17 protein-coding genes and 1 pseudogene are annotated in these 20,680 nt (G+C 72.3%); 11 read left to right on the forward strand and 7 right to left on the reverse strand.

Annotated features, from left to right (window positions below):
• Positions 1–66: 66 nt before the first annotated feature.
• From ACIGW2_RS29750 to ACIGW2_RS29760, 3 genes are all read right to left on the reverse strand, one after another.
• Positions 67–933: a DUF4429 domain-containing protein gene (locus ACIGW2_RS29750; RefSeq protein ID WP_391654322.1), complete on the reverse strand. Its 867-nt coding sequence runs from the start codon at positions 931–933 to the stop codon at positions 67–69.
• Between the two features lie 67 nt (positions 934–1,000).
• Positions 1,001–2,212 (reverse strand): alpha/beta hydrolase, encoded by a 1,212-nt coding sequence (locus tag ACIGW2_RS29755; protein ID WP_399847038.1) that lies wholly within the window; start codon positions 2,210–2,212, stop codon positions 1,001–1,003.
• Positions 2,213–2,392: 180 nt separating this feature from the next.
• A complete protein-coding gene (locus tag ACIGW2_RS29760; RefSeq protein WP_391654324.1) occupies positions 2,393–3,025 on the reverse strand; it encodes a TetR family transcriptional regulator in 633 nt (210 codons plus the stop codon).
• 133 nt (positions 3,026–3,158) lie between these two features.
• Here ACIGW2_RS29760 and ACIGW2_RS29765 point away from each other — a divergent pair, with 133 nt between their 5' ends.
• Positions 3,159–4,763 carry an MFS transporter gene (locus tag ACIGW2_RS29765; protein ID WP_399847175.1) on the forward strand — a complete coding sequence of 535 codons (1,605 nt, stop codon included), beginning with the start codon at positions 3,159–3,161 and terminating at the stop codon, positions 4,761–4,763.
• Between the two features lie 156 nt (positions 4,764–4,919).
• Positions 4,920–5,321 (forward strand): peptidase inhibitor family I36 protein, encoded by a 402-nt coding sequence (locus ACIGW2_RS29770; protein WP_391654325.1) that lies wholly within the window; start codon positions 4,920–4,922, stop codon positions 5,319–5,321.
• Here the strand turns inward: ACIGW2_RS29770 and ACIGW2_RS29775 are convergent.
• Both ACIGW2_RS29775 and aceE read right to left on the reverse strand, forming a co-directional pair.
• Positions 5,302–6,105, reverse strand: coding sequence for a potassium channel family protein (locus tag ACIGW2_RS29775; protein ID WP_391654327.1), 804 nt, complete (start codon positions 6,103–6,105; stop codon positions 5,302–5,304). The two genes, ACIGW2_RS29770 and ACIGW2_RS29775, sit on opposite strands and share 20 nt — an antisense overlap.
• A 102-nt stretch (positions 6,106–6,207) precedes the next feature.
• Positions 6,208–8,940, reverse strand: coding sequence for a pyruvate dehydrogenase (acetyl-transferring), homodimeric type (gene aceE / locus ACIGW2_RS29780; RefSeq protein WP_361587754.1), 2,733 nt, complete (start codon positions 8,938–8,940; stop codon positions 6,208–6,210).
• A gap of 436 nt (positions 8,941–9,376) precedes the next feature.
• On the opposite strand from aceE, the gene ACIGW2_RS29785 reads away from it, so the two are divergent.
• From ACIGW2_RS29785 to ACIGW2_RS29810, 6 genes are all read left to right on the forward strand, one after another.
• Positions 9,377–9,799: a DUF3052 domain-containing protein gene (locus ACIGW2_RS29785; protein ID WP_356063154.1), complete on the forward strand. Its 423-nt coding sequence runs from the start codon at positions 9,377–9,379 to the stop codon at positions 9,797–9,799.
• A gap of 139 nt (positions 9,800–9,938) precedes the next feature.
• Positions 9,939–10,409 carry a peroxiredoxin gene (locus tag ACIGW2_RS29790; protein WP_361587752.1) on the forward strand — a complete coding sequence of 157 codons (471 nt, stop codon included), beginning with the start codon at positions 9,939–9,941 and terminating at the stop codon, positions 10,407–10,409.
• Between the two features lie 160 nt (positions 10,410–10,569).
• Positions 10,570–11,145 (forward strand): TerD family protein, encoded by a 576-nt coding sequence (locus ACIGW2_RS29795; RefSeq protein ID WP_356063160.1) that lies wholly within the window; start codon positions 10,570–10,572, stop codon positions 11,143–11,145.
• A 101-nt stretch (positions 11,146–11,246) separates the two neighbouring features.
• Positions 11,247–11,828 (forward strand): TerD family protein, encoded by a 582-nt coding sequence (locus tag ACIGW2_RS29800; protein ID WP_399847040.1) that lies wholly within the window; start codon positions 11,247–11,249, stop codon positions 11,826–11,828.
• 30 nt (positions 11,829–11,858) lie between these two features.
• Complete coding sequence (locus tag ACIGW2_RS29805) at positions 11,859–13,007, forward strand: DUF475 domain-containing protein (protein WP_361587749.1); 1,149 nt, start codon at positions 11,859–11,861, stop codon at positions 13,005–13,007.
• Positions 13,008–13,128: 121 nt separating this feature from the next.
• Positions 13,129–13,866: a Tellurium resistance gene (locus ACIGW2_RS29810; protein ID WP_361587747.1), complete on the forward strand. Its 738-nt coding sequence runs from the start codon at positions 13,129–13,131 to the stop codon at positions 13,864–13,866.
• A gap of 54 nt (positions 13,867–13,920) precedes the next feature.
• On the opposite strand, the gene ACIGW2_RS29815 is transcribed toward ACIGW2_RS29810, so the two are convergent.
• Positions 13,921–14,793, reverse strand: a complete 873-nt coding sequence (locus tag ACIGW2_RS29815) for a TerD family protein (protein ID WP_391654328.1) — start codon at positions 14,791–14,793, stop codon at positions 13,921–13,923.
• A 153-nt stretch (positions 14,794–14,946) separates the two neighbouring features.
• Here ACIGW2_RS29815 and ACIGW2_RS29820 point away from each other — a divergent pair, with 153 nt between their 5' ends.
• From ACIGW2_RS29820 to ACIGW2_RS29830, 3 genes and pseudogenes are all read left to right on the forward strand, one after another.
• Entirely contained in the window at positions 14,947–16,167 is a 1,221-nt protein-coding gene (locus tag ACIGW2_RS29820) for an HpcH/HpaI aldolase/citrate lyase family protein (protein WP_399847041.1), read from the forward strand.
• 41 nt (positions 16,168–16,208) lie between these two features.
• On the forward strand, positions 16,209–18,839 hold the full coding sequence (locus ACIGW2_RS29825; RefSeq protein ID WP_399847043.1) for a phosphoribosyltransferase: 2,631 nt from the start codon (positions 16,209–16,211) through the stop codon (positions 18,837–18,839).
• A 50-nt stretch (positions 18,840–18,889) separates the two neighbouring features.
• Positions 18,890–19,708 (forward strand): annotated as a pseudogene (locus ACIGW2_RS29830) (HAD family hydrolase); the annotation flags it as partial.
• A 163-nt stretch (positions 19,709–19,871) separates the two neighbouring features.
• On the opposite strand, the gene ACIGW2_RS29835 reads toward ACIGW2_RS29830, so the two are convergent.
• On the reverse strand, positions 19,872–20,582 hold the full coding sequence (locus tag ACIGW2_RS29835) for a DedA family protein (RefSeq protein WP_399847044.1): 711 nt from the start codon (positions 20,580–20,582) through the stop codon (positions 19,872–19,874).
• Between the last annotated feature and the right edge of the window lie 98 nt (positions 20,583–20,680).

Consider the following 20,680-nt stretch of genomic DNA (forward strand, 5'->3'; position numbering starts at 1 on the left):
GGGCGGGCCGACGGGCGGGGCCCGGGGGCGCGCCGGCGGGGCGGGGGTCCACCCCGCCGGCCCCGCTCACAGCTCCGCGAGCAACTCCGCCTTCTTCGCGGTGAACTCCTCGTCCGTCACGAGACCGGCCCGGTGCAGCTCACCGAGGTGGCGGATCCTTTCTGCGACCCCGGCCGGGTCCCGCGGCAGCGTGGTCACCGGCACCCGGTCGGACGCGCCGCGGATCGCCGCGAGGACGGCCGCCGCGAACGGCAGGGACTCGTGCACCGGCCCGTAGCCGAGGCCGAAGACGACGGAGGCCGGGTCGTGGTCCGGCTGCACGGGGCGCATGTCGTGGCCGTCGCGGCGCACGAGCCGCAGATAGCCGTCGAGCACCTCCGGCGAACGCCACTCGACGCCGCTCAGCTCCCGTACCCGGAAGGACTGGTCGCCGGCCTTCCACTTCTCGGAGGAGGCACCGGTCCAGAACCAGCGGAAGGCGATCTCGTCCTTCCCGTCGAAGCTCGCCTTCCCGTCGTACGCCTTGAAGGACTGCGGCCCCTCGGGCGCCGCCACCAGGAAGCCGTCCGCCGGACCGAGCGCCCGGTACGGCGCGATCGCGGCGCGCAGCTCGTCGCGGTAGTACTCGGCGAGGGTCTCCCGCTCGGCGGGCAGCACCAGGCGGTAGGGATCGCAGCCCTCCTTGAGCTGCCCGGCCGCCGCCTCCATCAGCGGATCGGCGCCGGGCCGCGGCTCGGCGCGCAGCACGACGGTGCCCCGCTTGCCCGGGGCGAGCGACACCGCGGCCAGCGCCTCGTGCGGAACGCGCCGCTCGCGCAGCGCGTTCCAGAGCTTCGGTGTGCGGATCCCCCGTTCGAAGCGGATGACGACTGCGTCGTTCTCGAACTCCCAGGTGGCATGAATTCCGGCCAGCACATCACCCATGTGCCTCATCGTATGCGGCGTATGCCCCGACGTCGCCCCTTCGCAACCACCGTAAATCCGCCGTGATCTACGCGCGTCAGGCGAGTGACGCGCCGGAGATTCCGTCGCGGCAAGCGCTGTCGGCGCTCGCGCAGGTCAGCGAGGCGTACGCGCCGACCCCCAGCGCGGCGAAGTTCGCGAGGCTCCCGGTGCCCGGCTCGAAATACCCGGTGTGCCCGGCCGCCCCGGCCGCCGAGAGCACCCGCGCGCCGAACGCCGGGTCCACCGGATCGGTGCCGTGCCCGACGCCGCCGAGCTCCAGATGGGGCACGTCCGCGATCCAGTCGTCGGCGTCCCGCATGGCCCACACGCGTGCACGGGTGCCCAGGTCGGCCGCGCTCTCGGCCCGCATGCCGGGGCTGCCGGCCACCACCACGTCGGTGACCCGGGCGGGCAGCCGGGGCGCGGCGACCCCGCACAGCACCGAGCCGTAGCTGTGGCAGAAGAGGGTGACGCGGGAGTCGCCGGGCAGGGCGGCGGTCAGGCCGACGAGCCGGACCGCACCGTTCGCGGCGAGCCGGCCGATGGCGGCCTCGACGCCGACGCCGACCGGCGCCGTGTAGTCGGCCCAGGCGATCACGGCCGTACGCGCGCGTGGATCGGCCCGGCGCTCGGCGGCGTACAGCGCCTCGGCCATGCCGGCGGGCGCCGAGTAGCGGCGGGCGGTCTTCTGGAAGGTCAGCAGATTGGTGTCGACGCCGGGCACGATCACCGACACCCGGCGGGCCCGGTCCAGATCGCCGAGCACCTCGGCGGTGCGTCCCGTGCCGGTCGGGTCGAAGGCGAGGATCTGCCGGCCGGTCCGCATCAGACTGGTGAAGCGGTGCACCCGGCGCAGCGCCTCGTGCCGTCCGTCGGCGGTCAGCCGCGGGTCGTCGACCCGGCCGCGCTCGGCGTCGAGCGCCCGGGCCAGCGAGACCCGGTTGGCGCGGTAGCGCAGGGTGACCGGCGCGCCGTTGAGGTTGCCCACCACGAGCGGGTGGGTGTCGGCGAGCCGGGCGCCCCGGGCGGGCCCGAGCGCGGCGAAGAACGCGGCGATCGTACGGGGCGGGGCGGCCGGGTCCGGCAGCGCGCGGCCGCCGATCCGGCCGTGCGTCCACGCGGCGAGCGCCTCCTCCCGGGTCGGTCCTGGCGTGCGCTGATGCCGGATCGTGGTCCACCCGGTCGTCGCGAGGAGGACGAACACCACGGCGAGCGCGAGCAGCATCCGCCAGAGGGTGAGGGTGGGGGAGGAGTCGAAGGAAGGCATTGGCCGCCACCCTAGGGGGCGCCGGGAGCCGCCCGTGTCACGAGTGACGCGGATCACGCCCGTGGAGGGGCGGGTGGTGACGGTGCGTACGCGGGGGCGCACGGGGTGCACGGGTCGTCCGCGCCGCGCAGCGCGAGCGGGACGCCCGGGACCGTACGGGCGGCCGGGCGCCCGCAGGGGTCAGGCGCGCCAGCGCGGGGCGAGGGCGGCGCCGAGCTGGTCGAGGTAGCGCTCGGTCAGCGCGCGGATCGAGTCCAGGGTCGGGTTCTCGCTGCGGCCCCAGAGCTGGCCGGTCACCCGCATGACCCCGCTGAACGCGGCGACCGCGATCCGGGGGCGCGGGTCGGCGTCCACGTCGAGTCCCTCGCGCTCGGCGATGACGGCGGCGATGGTCTCCTCCATCTCCGTGGTGCGGCGCAGGTGCACGGCGAGGAGGGCGGGCGTCGACTCGATGCTCTGGAAGGTGCGCAGGTACAGCTCGACGGGCACGACCTCCGCGATCGACTCGCCGATGGTGTCCCAGGCGCTGAGCACCGCGTTGCGCATCGCGTCGAACGGGCCCTCCTCGGGCGGCCGTTCGGTCAGCGCGCGGACGAACCGCTCCTCCACCATCTGCTGCACGGCGAAGGCCACGTCCTCCTTGGCGGCGAAGTAGCGGAAGAAGGTGCGCTGGGAGACGTCGACGGCGTCGGCGATCTCGTCGACCGTGGTCTGCTCGAACCCCTGGGTCGTGAACAGCTCCAGGGCGACCCGGATCAGCGCGTCGCGCGTGCGCTGCTTCTTGCGCTCGCGCAGACCGGGCGCGGTGGTCACGTGTCGATCCTCTTTCCGCCACTTCTTCCGGCTCAGGCTACCTGTGAGGTACGTGACAGTTACCGGCGTGTGAATCGCTTTGTCAATTGTCAGTGACTGTCACTAGCCTGCCGGTATGACTCGTCAGATCACCATGGAAAAGACCCCGCAGGGTCAGGAGGGTGACCCGGCCCCCGAGGGGGCGCCGGCGAAGGGACTGCGCGGCCACCCGTGGTTGACCCTGTTCTCGGTCGCGGTGGGCGTGATGATGGTCGCGCTCGACGGCACGATCGTGGCCATCGCCAACCCCGCCATCAAGGAGGACCTGAACGCCACGCTCGCGCAGGTCCAGTGGATCACCAACGGCTATCTGCTCGCGCTGGCCGTCGCGCTCATCACCGCCGGCAAGCTGGGCGACCGCTTCGGCCACCGGCAGACCTTCCTCATCGGCATCGCGGGCTTCGCCGCCGCCTCCGGCGCGATCGGCCTGTCGGAGTCGATCGGGCTCGTCATCGCCTTCCGCGTGCTGCAGGGCCTCTTCGGCGCCCTGCTCATGCCGGCCGCGCTCGGCCTGCTGCGCGCCACGTTCCCGGCCGAGAAGCTCAACATGGCCATCGGCATCTGGGGCATGGTCATCGGCGCCTCGACGGCCGGCGGCCCGATCGTCGGCGGTCTGCTCGTCGAGCACGTCAGCTGGCAGTCCGTCTTCTTCATCAACGTCCCCGTCGGCGTCCTCGCGCTCGTCCTCGGCCTGCTGATCCTCCGGGACCACCGCGCCGAGAACGCCCCGCGCTCCTTCGACATCCCCGGCATCGTGCTGCTCTCGGCCGCGATGGGCGCCCTGATCTGGGGCATCATCAAGGCCGGCGAGTCCTGGGGCTGGGGCGACGCCAGGACCTGGGGCTGTCTGCTCGGCGCCGTGGTGCTCTTCGCGGTCTTCGCGCTGTGGGAGACCAAGGTCCGCGAGCCGCTGATCCCGCTGAAGATGTTCCGCTCCGTGCCGCTGTCGGCCGGTGTGGTCCTCATGGTCCTGATGGCCTTCGCCTTCATGGGCGGCCTGTTCTTCGTGACCTTCTACCTCCAGGGCGTGAAGGGCCTCAGCCCGGTCGACAGCGGTCTGGCCCTGCTGCCGCTGACCGGCATGATGATCGTCTCCTCGCCGCTGGCCGGCGCGCTGATCACCAAGTTCGGCCCGCGCGTCCCGCTGGTCGGCGGCATGGTGTGCACGGCCGTCGCGATGTTCGGCATGATCACGCTGGACGCCGGCACGGGCACCTTCGCCATGTCGCTCTGGTTCGCGCTGCTCGGCCTGGGCCTCGCCCCGGTCATGGTCGGCGCCACCGAGGTCATCGTGGGCAACGCGCCGCTGGAGCTGTCCGGCGTGGCCGGCGGCCTCCAGCAGGCCGCGATGCAGGTCGGCGGGGCGCTCGGCACGGCGGTGCTCGGCGCCGTCATGTCCTCCAAGGTGTCCAGCGCCTTCGGCGAGAACTGGACGGCCGCCCACCTGCCCGGACCGGCCGACCCGCGCCTGGAGCAGGCCGCCGAGTTCGGCATGGTGCCGCCGGAGCTGGCCAAGGCGCCGGGCATGACGCCGGAGATCGTCCAGGTCGTCGGCAAGGTCATCCACGACACCTTCCTGGAGGGCATGGGCCTCGCGTTCACCGTCGCGGGCGCGGTCGCGGTCGTCGCGGCCCTCGTGGCCACCCTCACCAAGCGCGGTGAGAACGCGGAGGCGGGCGCGGGCGCGGCCCACATCTAGGGGGCGTGGCCCACGTCCAGGGGCACGCCCACATCTCGGGGTTCCCGTAAGGGGCCGTAACCCGTTCGCGTGAACGGGGGCGGCCCCTCTTCCATCCCTCCGGACCCTCCGCCATGCTCTTGGTTACAGAGAGTTACGAAACGGGGGTTCACCTGCATGTATACGAAGACGCTGCTCGCCCTGGGCGTGGTCCTGACCGCCCTGCTCGCGATCCCGGCCCAGGCGGCCGCCCCGACCGGAGCCCGCACCGGCCCCCGCGCCGTCGCCGGCACCGCGCTCGGCGCCTGCGGGTCCGGCCAGCTGTGCCTGTGGCCCAGGACCGACTTCAAGGGCAAGGCCCAGGTCCACGAGCTGGCCTCGGTCGACGTCGAGAGCTGCACCGCACTGCCGCCCGGCACCAGCGCCCAGTCCCTCGCCAACCGGACCGGGCGGCCGGTCACCACCTACCAGTCCGCGGAGTGCGCGGAGACGGGGGAGTTCGAGACCTATCCCGGCAAGGGGGTGTGGGTGCCCCAGTCGCCGTACCAGGTGCGGGCGTTCAAGCTCTGGGAGCGGTAGGCGCCGGTACGGCCTCGGGCGCGGCCGGCCCGGCGGGCGCCTCCGGGGCCCCGGGGAGCGGGGCCTGCGCGGGCTGCGGGGGCGAGAGGCGCGCGACCTCGGCCCGCAGGGCCCGCACCTCGGCGGTCAGCGCCTCCAGGAGCTCGGTCTGCCGGCGCTCGACCTCGTCGTCCCGGTCGAAGCGGGAGATGAACCAGGCGGCGATGTTCGCGGTCACCACACCGAGCAGGGCGATCCCGGACAGCATCAGGCCGACCGCCAGCACCCGGCCCAGACCCGTCGTCGGGGCGTGGTCGCCGTAGCCGACCGTGGTCATCGTGGTGAAGGACCACCAGACCGCGTCCCCGAGCGTCTTGATGTTGCCGTTCGGCGCGTCCCGCTCCACGTGCAGCACCGCGAGCGAGCCGAACATCATCAGCCCGACCACCGAGCCCGCCACGTACATGGTGAGCGTTATCTGCGGGGCCATCCGGGCCCGCCGGCCCACGAGGAGGAGAGTGGCGACCACCCTGAGCAGCCTCAGCGGCTGCACCATCGGCAGTATCACCGCGAGCAGGTCCAGCGGATGCCCGCGCACGAAGGCCCAGCGGGACGGTGCGATCGCCAGCCTCACCAGATAGTCCAGGGCGAACGCGGCCCACACCGCCCACTCCACGTGGGTGCACAGCCGGTGCACCCAGGGGGCGGCGTCCGGCGCCACGATGGGCACGGCGTAGGCGATCCCGAACGCCACGGCCAGCACCAGCAGCGGCGTCTGGGTGCGTTCTTCCCAGCGTTCCTTCATGCCCGAAATCGTAAGGAACGCGGAAGGGCGGCGGGACCACGGTCCCACCGCCCTCACCAGGCCGGATGCCGCACGACGTCACGGCTGCCCGGCTTCACGACGTCACGCGTCGCCGCCCGCGGTGCCGGGGTCGGCGGCCGAGACGTCGAGGAGGCGGTAGCGGTCCACCGCCTGCTTCAGCGCCGAGCGGTCCACCTTGCCGTCGCGGGCCAGCTCGGTCAGCACGGCCAGCACGATGGACTCGGCGTCGATGTGGAAGTAGCGGCGGGCGGCGCCGCGGGTGTCCGCGAAGCCGAAGCCGTCGGCGCCGAGCGAGGTGTAGCGGCCCGGCACCCAGCGGGAGATCTGGTCCGGCACCGAGCGCATCCAGTCGGAGACCGCCACGAACGGGCCCTGGGCGTGCTGGAGCTTGCGGGTCACCCACGGCACCCGCTGCTCCTCGTCCGGGTGCAGCAGGTTGTGCTCCTCGACGGCCACGGCCTCGCGGCGCAGCTCGTTCCAGGACGTGGCGGACCAGACGTCGGCCCGGACGTTCCACTCCTCGGCGAGGATCCGCTGTGCCTCCAGGGCCCACGGCACGCCCACGCCGGAGGCCATGATCTGCGCCGGGACCGCGCCGGACTCGCCGCGCTTGTAGAGGTGGATGCCCTTGAGGATGCCCTCGACGTCCACGTCCTCGGGCTCGGCCGGGTGCTGGATCGGCTCGTTGTAGACCGTCAGGTAGTAGAAGACGTCCTCGGAGTCGGGGCCGTACATGCGGCGCAGACCGTCCTTGACGATGTGCGCGATCTCGAAGCCGAAGGCCGGGTCGTAGGCGACGCAGCCCGGGTTGGTGGAGGCGAGGAGGTGGGAGTGGCCGTCGGCGTGCTGGAGGCCCTCGCCGGTCAGCGTGGTGCGGCCGGCGGTGGCGCCGAGCACGAAGCCGCGGGCCAGCTGGTCGGCCATCTGCCAGAACTGGTCGCCGGTGCGCTGGAAGCCGAACATCGAGTAGAAGACGTAGACCGGGATGAGCGGCTCGCCGTGCGTGGCGTAGGCCGAGCCGGCGGCGATCAGCGAGGCGGTGCAGCCCGCCTCGGAGATGCCGTCGTGCAGCATCTGGCCGGTCGGCGACTCCTTGTAGGCGAGCAGCAGTTCGCGGTCCACCGCCTCGTACTGCTGGCCGAGCGGGTTGTAGATCTTGGCGCTCGGGAAGAAGGAGTCCATGCCGAAGGTGCGGTACTCGTCCGGCGCGATCAGCACGAAGCGGCGGCCGATCTCCTTGTCCCGCATCAGGTCCTTCAGCAGCCGCACGAAGGCCATCGTGGTGGCGATCTGCTGCTGGCCGGAGCCCTTCTTCACCGCCGCGTAGGCCTTGTCGTCGGGCAGCACCAGCGGCTTGGCGCGGACCACGCGGGTGGGCACGTACCCGCCGAGCGCCTTGCGGCGGTCGTGCATGTACTGGATCTCCTCGGAGTCCCGGCCCGGGTGGTAGTAGGGCGGCAGGCCCTCCTCCAGCTGCTTGTCCGTGATCGGGATGTGCAGCCGGTCGCGGAAGCGCTTCAGGTCGTCGACCGTCAGCTTCTTCATCTGGTGGGTGGCGTTGCGGCCCTCGAAGTTGGGGCCGAGCGTCCAGCCCTTGACCGTCTTGGCGAGGATCACCGTCGGCTGGCCCTTGTGGGCCTTGGCCGCCGAGAAGGCCGCGAAGATCTTCTTGTGGTCGTGGCCGCCGCGGCCCAGGTGCAGGATCTGGTCGTCGGTCATGTCCTGGACCATGGCCCGCAGCCGCTGGTCGTCGCCGAAGAAGTGCTCGCGGATGTAGCCGCCGGTCTCCGTCGCGTACGTCTGGAACTGCCCGTCCGGCGTCGTGTTCATCTTGTTGACCAGGATCCCGTCCCGGTCCTGGGCGAGCAGCGGGTCCCAGGAGCGGTCCCAGATCAGCTTGATGACGTTCCAGCCGGCGCCGCGGAAGACCGACTCCAGCTCCTGGATCACCTTGCCGTTGCCGCGCACCGGGCCGTCGAGGCGCTGCAGGTTGCAGTTGACGACGAAGGTGAGGTTGTCGAGGTTCTCCCGGGCCGCGAGGGTCAGCTGGCCCAGCGACTCCGGCTCGTCCATCTCGCCGTCGCCGAGGAAGGCCCACACGTGCGAGTTCGACGTGTCGGCGATGCCGCGCGCCTCCATGTAGCGGTTCATCCGGGCCTGGTAGATCGCGCCGAGCGGGCCGAGGCCCATCGACACGGTCGGGAACTCCCAGAAGTCCGGCATCAGCCGCGGGTGCGGGTAGGAGGACAGCCCGTTCGGGAACTTCGACTTCTCCTGGCGGAAGGCGTCGAGCTGGGTCTCGTTCAGCCGGTCGAGCAGATAGGCGCGGGCGTAGATGCCGGGGGAGGCGTGCCCCTGGAAGAAGATCTGGTCGCCGCCGTCGCCCTCGTCCTTGCCGCGGAAGAAGTGGTTGAAGCCGACGTCGTAGAGGGACGCGGAGGACGCGAAGGTGGCGATGTGGCCGCCGACGCCGATGCCCGGGCGCTGGGCGCGCGAGACCATCACGGCCGCGTTCCAGCGGGTGGCGTTGAGGACCTTGCGCTCGATCTCCTCGTTGCCCGGGAAGAAGGGTTCGTCCCGGGTCGCGATGGTGTTCACGTAGTCCGTGCTGCGCATCTCCGGCACGGCGACCCGCTTCTCACGGGCCCGCTCGATCAGCCGCAGCATGAGGTAGCGGGCCCGCTCCCGGCCCCGCTCGTCGACGGCGGCGTCCAGGGAGTCCAGCCACTCCTGGGTCTCCTCGGGATCGAAGTCCGGTACCTGGCTGGGAAGGCCGCCAATGATGATCGGGTTGCGATCGGATGCGGAAGCCACGCTGTTCCTTCGCTGGTCGGTGGAGCCCGGGGGCGGAAGAGCCCGCAGGGGCCGGGATGTTCATCGTGTACCCCGCCGACGGCAAACGTCATCTTTACCGAGCGGTAACCCTCGCGGGGCGCCCCGGGCCCGCCGGTGGCGGTCCCGGTCCGGTCAAATCGCAACCTTACGCCCATCCCGCGCATGCGTTCCGGCAGTACGTTCGGCAGACTGAAGCCTCAGAGACACACAATGCGGGGCGAAGAGTGCGGGAATCGTCACGGAGCGCGACGGGCGTTCGCCGGAAGTTGCGGCGAGACGGCCCCAAACGTCACCGTTTCGGCGGTCTCATCGGCCGGGTACTTGCGCGATCCGCCCCGGCACGTGTGGACTACGGCCAGCGCCGCGCGCCCGCGCGTGGCGAGGCATTTTCCGATACATGAGCAGGAGGCAAGCCGTGAGCGCGACCGCGGACCACGCGGAGGAGCGGACCAACCCGGCAGCGAGGCTGGGGTTCGAGCCCGGACAGGTGGTCCAGGAGATCGGCTACGACGACGACGTCGACTTCGATCTCCGTGAAGGCATCGAGTCCCTGATCGGCCAGGATCTCGTGGACGAGGACTACGACGACGTCGCCGACGTCGTGCTGCTGTGGTTCCGCGACGAGGACGGTGACCTCACCGACGCCCTGGTGGACGCGATCGGTCTTCTGGAGGACGGCGGCAACGTCTGGCTGCTGACCCCGAAGACGGGCCGCGACGGCTACATCGAGCCGAGCGACATCAACGATGCCGCGCAGACCGCTGGTCTCTCCCAGACCAAGAGCATCAGCGTCGCCAAGGACTGGGTCGGCACCCGACTCGGCACCCCGAAGCGCTGATCACCCCCCGAACGCTGCGCGGAGCCCCCGCCGGTCCCTTCCGGCGGGGGCTCCGCGCGTCCCCGGACCCCGCACCCTTAGGGTGGGTTTCACCGTTTCGGCCCAAGGGCCGGCCCACCGGCGAAGGGATGCGTACGGGATGGCGATCGAGATCGGCGCACAGGCCCCCGACTTCGAGCTGAAGGACAACCACGGCCGCACCGTGCGGCTCTCCGACTTCGCCGGCGCGCCCGGCGAGGGCCGCAACGTGGTCCTGTTCTTCTACCCCTTCGCCTTCACCGGCGTGTGCACCGGCGAGCTGCGCGCGCTGCGCGACCGCGCCGACGAGTTCGTCAACGAGGACGTCCAGCTGCTCGCCGTCTCCAACGACTCCATCCACACCCTGCGCGTCTTCGGCGAGCAGGAGGACCTGGAGTTCCCGCTGCTCTCCGACTTCTGGCCGCACGGCGAGGTCTCCCGGGCCTACGGCGTCTTCGACGAGGCCAAGGGCTGCGCGGTGCGCGGCACCTTCCTCGTCGACCGCACCGGCACGGTCCGCTGGTCCGTCGTCAACGCCCTGCCGGACGCCCGCGACATCGACGAGTGCGCCAAGGCCCTCGCCGCCCTCTGACGGTCCCGCGGGCGGCCGGAAGCGGCCTCCCGGGGGCTCCCGGGCCAACACTCGGGCGAAACGTCTGTTTCGACTGGGAACCCGTCACTAGGATCCAGACGTTGATCCGATGCCAACGCACGACTGGGGGCGCTGCCCCTGGAAACCAATGGAGGGACTCGTGGGAGTCAGCCTCAGCAAGGGCGGCAACGTCTCGCTGACCAAGGAGGCCCCTGGCCTGACCGCCGTCACCGTCGGTCTGGGCTGGGACGTCCGCACCACCACCGGTACGGACTTCGACCTCGACGCCAGCGCCATCCTGGTGAACGAGGCGGGCAAGGTCCGCAACGACCAGGACTTCGTCTTCTTCAACAACCTGAAGAGCGCGGACGGCTCCGTCGAGCACACCGGTGACAACCTCACCGGTGAGGGCGAGGGCGACGACGAGCAGGTCAAGGTCAACCTGGCCGCGGTCCCGGCCGATGTCGCCAAGATCGTCTTCCCGGTGTCCATCTACGACGCCGAGAACCGCCAGCAGTCCTTCGGCCAGGTGCGCAACGCGTTCATCCGCGTCGTCAACCAGGCCGGCGGCGCCGAGATCGCCCGCTACGACCTCTCGGAGGACGCCTCGACCGAGACCGCCATGGTCTTCGGCGAGCTGTACCGCAACGGCGCCGAGTGGAAGTTCCGCGCCGTCGGCCAGGGCTACGCCTCCGGCCTGCGCGGCATCGCGCAGGACTTCGGCGTCAACGTCTGAGCCGCGCACCCGACACCGTCCGGCGCCGCACACTCGTGCGGCGCCGGACGTGCCTGTAGAGCCAGTGGAGAGAAACACCTGACCGGGGAGGAACCACCGTCATGGGCGTCACGCTCGCCAAGGGAGGCAATGTCTCCCTCTCCAAGGCCGCACCCAACCTCACCCAGGTGCTCGTGGGTCTCGGCTGGGACGCGCGCTCCACCACCGGAGCCCCGTTCGACCTGGACGCCAGCGCCCTGCTGTGCCAGTCGGGGCGGGTGCTCGGCGACGAGTACTTCGTCTTCTACAACAACCTCAAGAGCCCCGAGGGCTCCGTCGAGCACACCGGTGACAACCTGACCGGCGAGGGCGAGGGCGAGGGCGACGACGAGTCCCTGATCGTCGACCTCACCAAGGTCCCGGCCCACTGCGACAAGATCATCTTTCCGGTCTCCATTCACGAGGCGGACAATCGCGGCCAGACCTTCGGCCAGGTCAGCAATGCCTTCATCCGGGTGGTGAACCAGGCAGACGGACAGGAACTCGCGCGGTACGACCTCTCCGAGGACGCCTCCTCCGAGACCGCGATGATCTTCGGCGAGCTGTACCGCTACAACGGCGAATGGAAGTTCCGGGCGGTCGGACAGGGGTACGCGTCCGGCCTGCGGGGCATCGCTCTAGACTTCGGGGTCAACGTTTCGTAAAGCCGCGTAAATATCACGATGGGGTAGACAGTGGTTCTGAAAACCTTCGGCTGGTCGTTCGCGATCACCGCCCTCGGCCTGGTCGCCGCGGTGCTCTACGGGGGGTGGGAGGCTTTCGGAGTCGTCGCCATCCTCTGCATCCTCGAGATCTCGCTCTCGTTCGACAACGCGGTGGTCAACGCCGGAATCCTGAAGAAGATGAATGCCTTCTGGCAGAAGATCTTCCTCACCATCGGCGTGCTCATCGCCGTGTTCGGCATGCGCCTGGTCTTCCCCGTCGTGATCGTCGCGGTCAGCGCCAAGATCGGTCCGATCGAGGCCGTCGACCTCGCGCTCAACGACGCCGACCGCTATCAGGAACTGGTGACCGACGCGCACCCGTCGATCGCCGCCTTCGGTGGCATGTTCCTGCTGATGATCTTCCTCGACTTCATCTTCGAGGACCGTGACATCCAGTGGCTGCGCTGGATCGAGCGCCCGCTCGCCAAGCTCGGCAAGGTCGACATGCTGTCGGTCTGCATCGCGCTGATCGTCCTGCTCATCACCTCGATGACCTTCGCGACCCACGCCCACCAGCACGGCGGCGCCCACGTCGACAAGGCGCAGACGGTGCTCATCTCCGGCATCGCCGGCCTCATCACGTACCTCGTCGTCGGCGGTCTCTCCGGCTACTTCGAGAACAAGCTGGAGGAGGAAGAGGAGCGCGAGCACGAGGCCGAGGAGGAGGCCAAGCGCACCGGCAAGAAGGTCTCCGCCGTGCAGCTCGCCGGCAAGGCCGCCTTCTTCATGTTCCTCTACCTGGAGGTCCTCGACGCCTCCTTCTCCTTCGACGGCGTCATCGGCGCCTTCGCCATCACCAACGACATCGTCCTGATGGCCCTCGGCCTCGGCGTCGGCGCCATGTACGTGCGGTCCCTGACCGTCTACCTGGTCCGCCAGGGCACCCTCGACGACTACGTCTACCTGGAGCACGGCGCCCACTACGCGATCGGCGCCCTGGCCGTGGTCCTCATGATCACCATCCAGTACGAGATCCCCGAGATCGTCACCGGCGGCATCGGCGTCGCCCTCATCGCCTGGTCCTTCTGGTCCTCGGTGCGCCGCAACAAGGCCCTCGCGGCCGCCGGCGGCGGTGCCGACTCCTCGGACGACAAGACCGAGGTGCCGTCCGGGGTGTGACACCCCCGACAATGAGGAACGCTTCACTGCGGGGCGGCCGGGAGCACCCGGCCGCCCCGTCGGCGTGTGCGCGCACGGGCCGGGTGGACCGAGGTGGACCGAGTGTGGGGGGTGCGGAGCCGTGGGCTTCTTCGACAATCTCTTTCCGGGCCGGGGGGACCCGTTCGACGCGGGCGGATCCGCCACCGGCTCGATCGACCTGACCCGCCGCCGCCCCAGCGTCTCCCTCACCCAGCAGGGCGCCGCCACCGGCAACCTCCGGGTCAACCTCTCCTGGCGGATGCGCAGCTCCGACATCGAGGCCCGCCCCCGCGGCTCCAGCAGCCTGCTGCGGCACCCGCTGCGGCTCTTCAAGCCCGAGGAGGTGCAGGCGCACACCCAGGGCATGGTCAACGTCGACCTGGACCTTGGCTGCCTCTACGAGCTGGCCGACGGCAGCAAGGGCGTGGTCCAGCCGCTCGGCGGCTTCTTCGGCGAGCTGAACGAGCCGCCGTACGTGAAGCTCAGCGGCGACGACCGGTTCGGCGCCCCGTCCGGTGAGACGATCTTCGTCAACCTCGACCACCGCGACGAGATCAAGCGCCTGCTGTTCTTCGTCTACATCTACGACCAGACGCCGGCCTTCGACCGCACGCACGCCAAGGCCACGCTCTACCCGAGCAACGGCCCGCGCATCGAGATCGAGCTGGACGAGCACGCCCCGCAGGCCCGGTCCTGCGCGATCTTCAGCCTGGAGAACACCAAGGGCGAGCTGGTGGTGCGGCGCGAGGTGCGCTTCGTGTACGGCTTCCAGGCCGAGCTGGACCGGCTGTACGGCTGGGGCCTGCAGTGGGGCCGCGGCGACAAGTCCAAGACCTGACGCGGCCTGACGCGACGGCCGCGGCCGGCCCGGCGCCGCGGCCGGCCCGCCGGCTCAGCGCCCGACGAACTGCGGGCCCATCGGCGGCATCCGGAACTCGGGCGCCGCGTGCGGATAGCCGTACGCCGGGGCCGGCAGCGGGGCGCCGACCGGCTGCGGGTAGCCGTACGCGGGCCCCGGGGGAGCGGCGGGCTGCGGCGGCACGACCGGGGGCGCGGTGGGCGGCGGCGGGGCCGTCGCGGTGCCCGCGGCGCCCGCGGTGCTCGCGCCCGTGTCGACCGGCGGGTGCACCATCGTCGCGTCCGGGTCGTGCGCCGGGGCCGACGTGCCGGCCTCCGCGGCCCCGCCCCCGGCCGGGCCGTCCTCGGCCCCGTCGTCGACCGAGACGCCGAAGTCCGTCGCGAGGCCGACCAGACCGGTCGGATAGCCCTGCCCGACCGCCCGGAACTTCCAGCCCTCGCCGCGCCGGTACAGCTCGCCGCAGATGATCGCGGTCTCCTCGCCGGTCTCCGCCGACACGTCGAACACCGCGAGCGGCTCACCGCCCGCCGCGCCGGGCGCCGCGTCGTACAGCAGGATCCGCAGATCGGACACGGCCCGGAAGGAACCGCCGTCCGAGGACGCGGCGATCACCACCTGGTCGACCGAGGCCTCCAGGGCGCCCAGATCGGCCTCCACGGTGTCCGTCAGGCCCTCCGGACCACGCTTCTTGGCCAGCCGGCGGACCAGCCCCGAGGGGTGCCGGGGCTGGTTGTAGAAGACGAAGTCCTCGTCCGAACGCACACGCCCGTCCGCGCCGAGCAGCAGGGCCGAGGCGTCCACGTCGGGCACCCCTGGACCCGGTGTCCAGCGGAGCACGGCCCGTACGGCCGCGGTGTCGAGAGGGACGTTGGAGCCCTTCAGCATCGCGTGCGTCATGCCCGTCATCTTCCCTGCACGCCCGCCCCCAGGACAACGCGGGGGGCCGGAAGCGGACGAGTTACCTGAACTTCACGCACGTGGGGAACTATGGACACCCTTGCCTACGTACTATTACCGGCCACATGTCGTCAGGGCCGTCCAGGCAGTCGGGGGAGAACAATGCGTCATTTCGGGCACATCCCGGCCGCCGCGCGGGCCGCGCTGTTCCACCGGGAGCCCGCCGCCTTCACCGCGGACTCCGCCGCGCCCACGCTCGCCACCGCGCTCGGCGCCACCCTCTACAGCCCCGCCACCCGCCCCCGGCTCGCCGCCGACGTGCGCAAGCAGGCCGCCCGCGGCGTCGTCTCCATGGTGCTCTGCCTGGAGGATTCGATCGACGACGCCGAGGTCGAGGCCGGCGAGGCCAACCTCGTGCGCCAGTTCGCCGAGCTCGCCGGGCTCGCCGAGGGGGCTGCGGGAGCCGAGGGCGCCGGGGACACCGACGGAGCCGCCGAGGGCGCCGCCGGACTGCCCCTGCTCTTCATCCGGGTCCGCGAGCCCCAGCAGATCACCGACCTGGTCTCCCGGCTCGGCGAAACGGTCCGGCTGCTGTCCGGATTCGTACTGCCCAAGTTCACCGAGACCAGCGGCCGCCCCTTCCTCGAAGCCCTCGACGCAGCCGAGCGCGCCTGCGGCCGCCGCCTCTTCGCCATGCCCGTCCTGGAGTCCCCCGAACTGCTCCGCCTGGAGACCCGCGCCGAGACCCTGGCCGGCATCGCCGCCCTCACCGACAAGTACCGCGAGCGGATCCTCGCCCTCCGCCTCGGCGTCACCGACTTCTGCTCCCCCTACGGGCTGCGCCGCTCGCCCGACATGACCGCCTACGACGTGCAGATCGTCGCCGCCGTCATCGGCGACGTCGTCAACGTCCTCGGCCGCTGCGACGGCACCGGCTTCACCATCACCGGCCCCGTCTGGGAGTACTTCCGCCCCGGCGAGCGCATGTTCAAGCCACAGCTGCGCCGCAGCCCCTTCCTGGAGGGCCGCGCCGAGGACCTGCGCACCGCGCTCATCCAGCACGACCTCGACGGACTGCTGCGCGAGATCGAACTCGACCGCGCCAACGGCCTGCTCGGCAAGACCTGCATCCACCCCACCCACGTGGTGCCGGTGCACGCCCTCTCCGTGGTCACCCACGAGGAGTTCAGCGACGCCCAGGACATCCTGCGGCCGGAACGCGGCGGTGGCGGGGTGCTCCGCTCCGCGTACACGAACAAGATGAACGAGGTGAAGCCCCACCGCGCGTGGGCCGAGCGGACCCTGCGGCGCGCCGAGGTCTTCGGCGTGGCCCGCGAGGACGTCGGCTTCGTGGAGCTGCTCACCGCCGGACTGGCCGGCTGACCGGCGGCCGGACCGACCGCCGACGAAGGGACGACAACGACGTGGTGTGGAGCGGAACCTGGGTCGCCGAGCGACTGGGCGTCGAACTGAAGGGCGACGATCAGCTGCCCGACCTGCTGGGCCTGGCGCTGCGCCGCAACCCCAAGCGGGCCCACCTGCTGGTCTCCAACGTGCTGGGCAAGCACGTGCCGCAGCGCCCCGGCGTCGTCCACGGCCACGGCCACGCCCTCGGCCGGCGGGTCCGCGAGCTGCTCGGCCCCGAGGAGGCCGCCCGCAGCCTGGTCCTCGGCTACGCCGAGACCGCCACCGGCCTCGGCCACTCCGTCGCCGACGGCCTCGGCTCCGCGCCGTACCTGCACTCCACCCGGCGCCCCGTCGCGGGCGTCGCCGCCGCCGGCGGCTTCGAGGAGTCCCACTCCCACGCCACCTCCCACCTGCTGCTGCCCGAGGACCCGCGGCTCCTCGCCACACCCGGCCCGCTCGTCCTGGTCGACGACGAGTTCTCCACCGGCAACACGGTCCTCAACACCATCCGCGACCTCCACGCGCGCCACCCGCGCGAGCGGTACGTGATCGTCGCCCTCGTCGACATGCGCTCCGCGGCCGACCTGGGCCGCCTGGAGTCCTTCGGCCACGAGATCGGCGCCCGCATCGACCTGGTGGCCGGCGCCACCGGCACCGTACGCCTGCCCGACGGCGTCCTGGAGAAGGGCCAGGCCCTGGTCACGGCTCACGAGACGGCGGCCGTCGCCGGCGCGGGGTCCGGGTCCGGGTCTGGTTCCGGGTCCGGGGCGGGGGCGGGGGCCGCGTCCGGGTCCGGGTCAGGGGCGGGGGCGGGCGCCGCGTCCTGGTCCGGGGCCGCGTCCGGGTCCGTCCCCCAGCAGCCCGGGGGGCCCCGTACGGGTCCCGCGCCCACGCCCGTACGGGTCGACCTCGGCTGGCCCGAGGGCCTGCCCGACGGCGGGCGGCACGGCTTCACCCCCGCTCACGCGGCGGCGCTGGACGCGGCCCTGCCGGGCATGGCCGCGCGCCTGTCCGCGGCCCTCGGCGACGCCCGGCGCGTCCTGGTCCTCGGCTTCGAGGAGCTGATGTACGCGCCGCTGCGGCTCGCGCTCGCCCTGGAGCGGGCCGGCACCGACGTCCGCTACTCGACCACCACCCGCTCGCCCGTCCTCGCCGTCGACGACCCCGGCTACGCGATACGCACCCGGCTGGTCTTCCCCGCGCACGACGAGCCCGCCGACGGCCCCGGCGAGCGCTACGCCTACAACGTCGCGGGCGGCGGCTTCGACGCGGTCGTCGCCGTCGTCGACTCCGTCGCCGACACCCCGGCCCTGCACGCGCCCGGCGGACTCCTCGACCGGCTCGCCGCGCACATCCCGCACGTCGTGCTCGCGGTCGTCCCCTCGTACGTCCCGCGCAACCCGACGCCGGCCACGCTGCCGGCCCCGGCCCCGGCCCAGACCCCGGCCACCGCCCAGGCCCCGGCCACCACCCCCGAAGCTCCCGAAGCTCCCGAAAGGAGCTCCATGCTGCCCGAGCCCCTCCGCGGCCCCGCCTTCTCCTCCTACGCGCCGGAAGAGGTCGGCTGGCTGCTCCAGGACCTCTCGGACGTGGAGCTCGAGGCTCCGACCGAGGAGCGCGAGGAGGCCATCCAGAGCGGCGGCGCGCACTACGCGGAGTCGCTGCCCGTCGAGTACCAGCCGAGCGAGCACTACCAGCGGCTGTACGCCTCCGCCCTCGACGCCTCCGCCGCCCGGATCGCCCGCGCCGTCGGCACCGTCACCGAGACCGTCCTGGCCGAGCGGGGCCCGCGCCCCGTCCTCGTCTCGCTCGCTCGCGCCGGCACCCCCGTCGGCGTCCTGATGCGCCGCTGGGCGCGCCACCGGCACGGCGTGGACCTCCCGCACTACGCCGTCTCCATCGTCCGCGGCCGCGGCATCGACGCCAACGCGCTGCGCTGGCTCGCCGAGCACCACGACCCGGCCGACGTCGTCTTCGTCGACGGCTGGACCGGCAAGGGCGCCATCACCCGCGAACTCGCCCAGGCCCTGGGGGAGTTCGACGGCTTCGTACCGGAGATCGCGGTGCTCGCCGACCCCGGCTCCTGCGTGCGCACCTACGGCACCCGCGAGGACTTCCTCATCCCCTCCGCCTGCCTCAACTCCACCGTCTCCGGCCTGATCTCGCGCACCGTGCTGCGCGCCGACCTGGTCGGCCCGCACGACTTCCACGGCGCCAAGTTCTACCGCGAGCTCGCCGGCGCCGACGTGTCCAACGCCTTCCTCGACACCGTCACCGCCCGCTTCGACGAGGTGGCCGACGCCGTCGACTCCGAGGTCAAGGAGCTCCTCTCCGCCGACCGCACCCCCACCTGGGAGGGCTGGGCGGCCGTGGAGCGGATCAGCGAGGAGTACGGCATCCACGACGTGAACCTGGTCAAGCCCGGCGTCGGCGAGACCACCCGGGTGCTGCTGCGCCGGGTGCCCTGGAAGATCCTCGCCCAGCGGGGCGCGGGCGCCGACCTCGCGCACGTCCGGCTGCTCGCCGAACAGCGAGGGGTGCCCGTCGAGGAGGTCGACGACCTGCCGTACAGCTGCGTCGGACTGATCCACCCCCGGTTCACCCGGGGCGCCACCGGCGCCGACGGCAAGGCGGTGGTGTCCCAGTGAGCGCCCCCGCCTCCGCCCAGGCCCCCGCCCCCGTCGCCGTCGGCGCGCCGGTGGGCTCGAACGCCACCGTCCTCGTCGCCAGCGACCTCGACCGCACCCTCATCTACTCCAGCGGCGCCCTCGCCCTCGGCATGCCCGACCCGCAGGCCCCCCGCCTGCTGTGCGTAGAGGTCCACGAGTCCAAGCCGCTCTCGTACGTCACCGAGCGCGCCGCCGCCGAACTGCGCGCGCTCGCCGCAGAGACGGTCTTCGTGCCGACCACCACCCGCACCCGCAAGCAGTACCAGCGGATCCGGCTGCTCGGCGACGCGCCCGCGCCGAAGTACGCCATCTGCGCCAACGGCGGGCACCTGCTCGTCGACGGCGTCTCCGACCCCGACTGGCACGCCGGCGTGCTGCGCCGGGTCGCCGAGGCCTGCGCACCGCTCTCCGAGGTCCGCGCCTACCTCACCGCCACCACCGACCTGTCCTGGGTGCGCAAGCACCGCGTCGCCGAGGACCTGTTCGCCTACCTCGTCGTCGAGCGCGAACGCCTCCCGCAGGACTGGCTCGACCGCTTCACCGCCTGGGCGGGCGAACGCGGCTGGACCGTCTCGCTCCAGGGCCGCAAGGTGTACGCGGTGCCCCGGCCGCTCACCAAGAGCGCGGCCGTGCGCGAGGTCGCCCGCCGCACCGGCGCCACCCTCACCCTGGCCGCCGGCGACTCCCTGCTCGACGCCGACCTGCTGCTCGCCGCGGACCGCGGCTGGCGCCCGGGCCACGGCGAGCTCGCCGACACCGAGTGGACCGCGCCGCACGTCACCGCACTGCCCGCGCGCGGCGTCACCGCGGGCGAGCGGATCGTGCGCGCCTTCCGGGCGGCGGCCCGGGAGCACACGGGAGGCCACGAGGCGATGCCCGCAGGGGAAGGCGCCGTACCGGCGGTCAACGGCGCACTGCCGGTCGACGGCGCACTGGCGGTCGACGCCGCACTGCCGGTCGACGGCGCGCCGGCGGTCGACGCCGCACTGCCGGTCGACGCCGTACCGGCGGTCAACGGCGCGCCCGCGCCCGTACCCGCGCCCCCGTCCGCCGACCCTCCGTCTCCCGCGCCCCCGTCCGCCGTCCCTCCGTCTCCCGGGTCCCCGCCCGCCGCGCTCCCCGACCCGGCCTGACCGCCCGCCGCAGCCGGACGGCGACGAAGAGCGCCACGGCCGCGGCGGCCACGCCGAGCACCGCCTTCGAGTACACCGACACATAGCCGGTGACCTGCTCCCAGTTCTCGCCCAGGACGTACCCGGCGAGGACGAAGGCGGTGTTCCACAGCGCGCTGCCCAGGGTCGTCAGGGCCAGGAAGACCGGCAGCCGCATCCGCTCCACCCCGGCCGGCACCGAGATCAGGCTGCGGAAGATCGGCACCATCCGCCCGAACAGCACCGCCTTGGTGCCGTGCCGGGCGAACCACGCCTCCGTCCGCTCGACGTCCGCGACCTTCACCAGCGGCAGCCGCGCGGCGACCGCGAGCACCCGCTCCCGGCCGAACAGCGCGCCCGCCCCGTACAGCGCGAGCGCGCCGAGCACCGAACCGGCCGTGGTCCACAGCAGCGCGGCGAGCAGGTCGAGGCGCCCCGTCGAGGCGGCGAAGCCGGCGAGCGGCAGGATCACCTCGCTCGGAATGGGCGGGAAGAGGTTCTCCAGGGCGACGGCGAGGCCCGCGCCGGGCGCGCCGAGGCTGTCCATGAGGCTGTTGATCCAGGTCTCCATGCCGTCGACGCTAGAAACCCGCAGGTCGGCGGAGGATGGTGCGGGCCACACGGAGTGGTGCGGTTTTCCGCAGGGTGCCGGGCGGAGCGGCGCGCTAG

It is taken from the genome of Streptomyces sp. NPDC053541, assembly GCF_044544705.1.
Classification (GTDB): Bacteria; Actinomycetota; Actinomycetes; order Streptomycetales; family Streptomycetaceae; genus Streptomyces.

Excerpts from the sequence above, each read along its gene's own strand:
- ACIGW2_RS29750 (WP_391654322.1), bottom strand. The coding sequence starts at position 933 with ATGAGGCACATGGGTGATGTGCTGGCCGGAATTCATGCCACCTGGGAG.
- ACIGW2_RS29755 (WP_399847038.1), bottom strand. The coding sequence starts at position 2,212 with ATGCCTTCCTTCGACTCCTCCCCCACCCTCACCCTCTGGCGGATGCTG.
- ACIGW2_RS29765 (WP_399847175.1), top strand. The coding sequence starts at position 3,159 with ATGGAAAAGACCCCGCAGGGTCAGGAGGGTGACCCGGCCCCCGAGGGG.
- ACIGW2_RS29770 (WP_391654325.1), top strand. The coding sequence starts at position 4,920 with ATGTATACGAAGACGCTGCTCGCCCTGGGCGTGGTCCTGACCGCCCTG.
- ACIGW2_RS29775 (WP_391654327.1), bottom strand. The coding sequence starts at position 6,105 with ATGAAGGAACGCTGGGAAGAACGCACCCAGACGCCGCTGCTGGTGCTG.
- ACIGW2_RS29790 (WP_361587752.1), top strand. The coding sequence starts at position 9,939 with ATGGCGATCGAGATCGGCGCACAGGCCCCCGACTTCGAGCTGAAGGAC.
- ACIGW2_RS29800 (WP_399847040.1), top strand. The coding sequence starts at position 11,247 with ATGGGCGTCACGCTCGCCAAGGGAGGCAATGTCTCCCTCTCCAAGGCC.
- ACIGW2_RS29815 (WP_391654328.1), bottom strand. The coding sequence starts at position 14,793 with ATGACGGGCATGACGCACGCGATGCTGAAGGGCTCCAACGTCCCTCTC.
- ACIGW2_RS29820 (WP_399847041.1), top strand. The coding sequence starts at position 14,947 with ATGCGTCATTTCGGGCACATCCCGGCCGCCGCGCGGGCCGCGCTGTTC.
- ACIGW2_RS29835 (WP_399847044.1), bottom strand. The coding sequence starts at position 20,582 with ATGGAGACCTGGATCAACAGCCTCATGGACAGCCTCGGCGCGCCCGGC.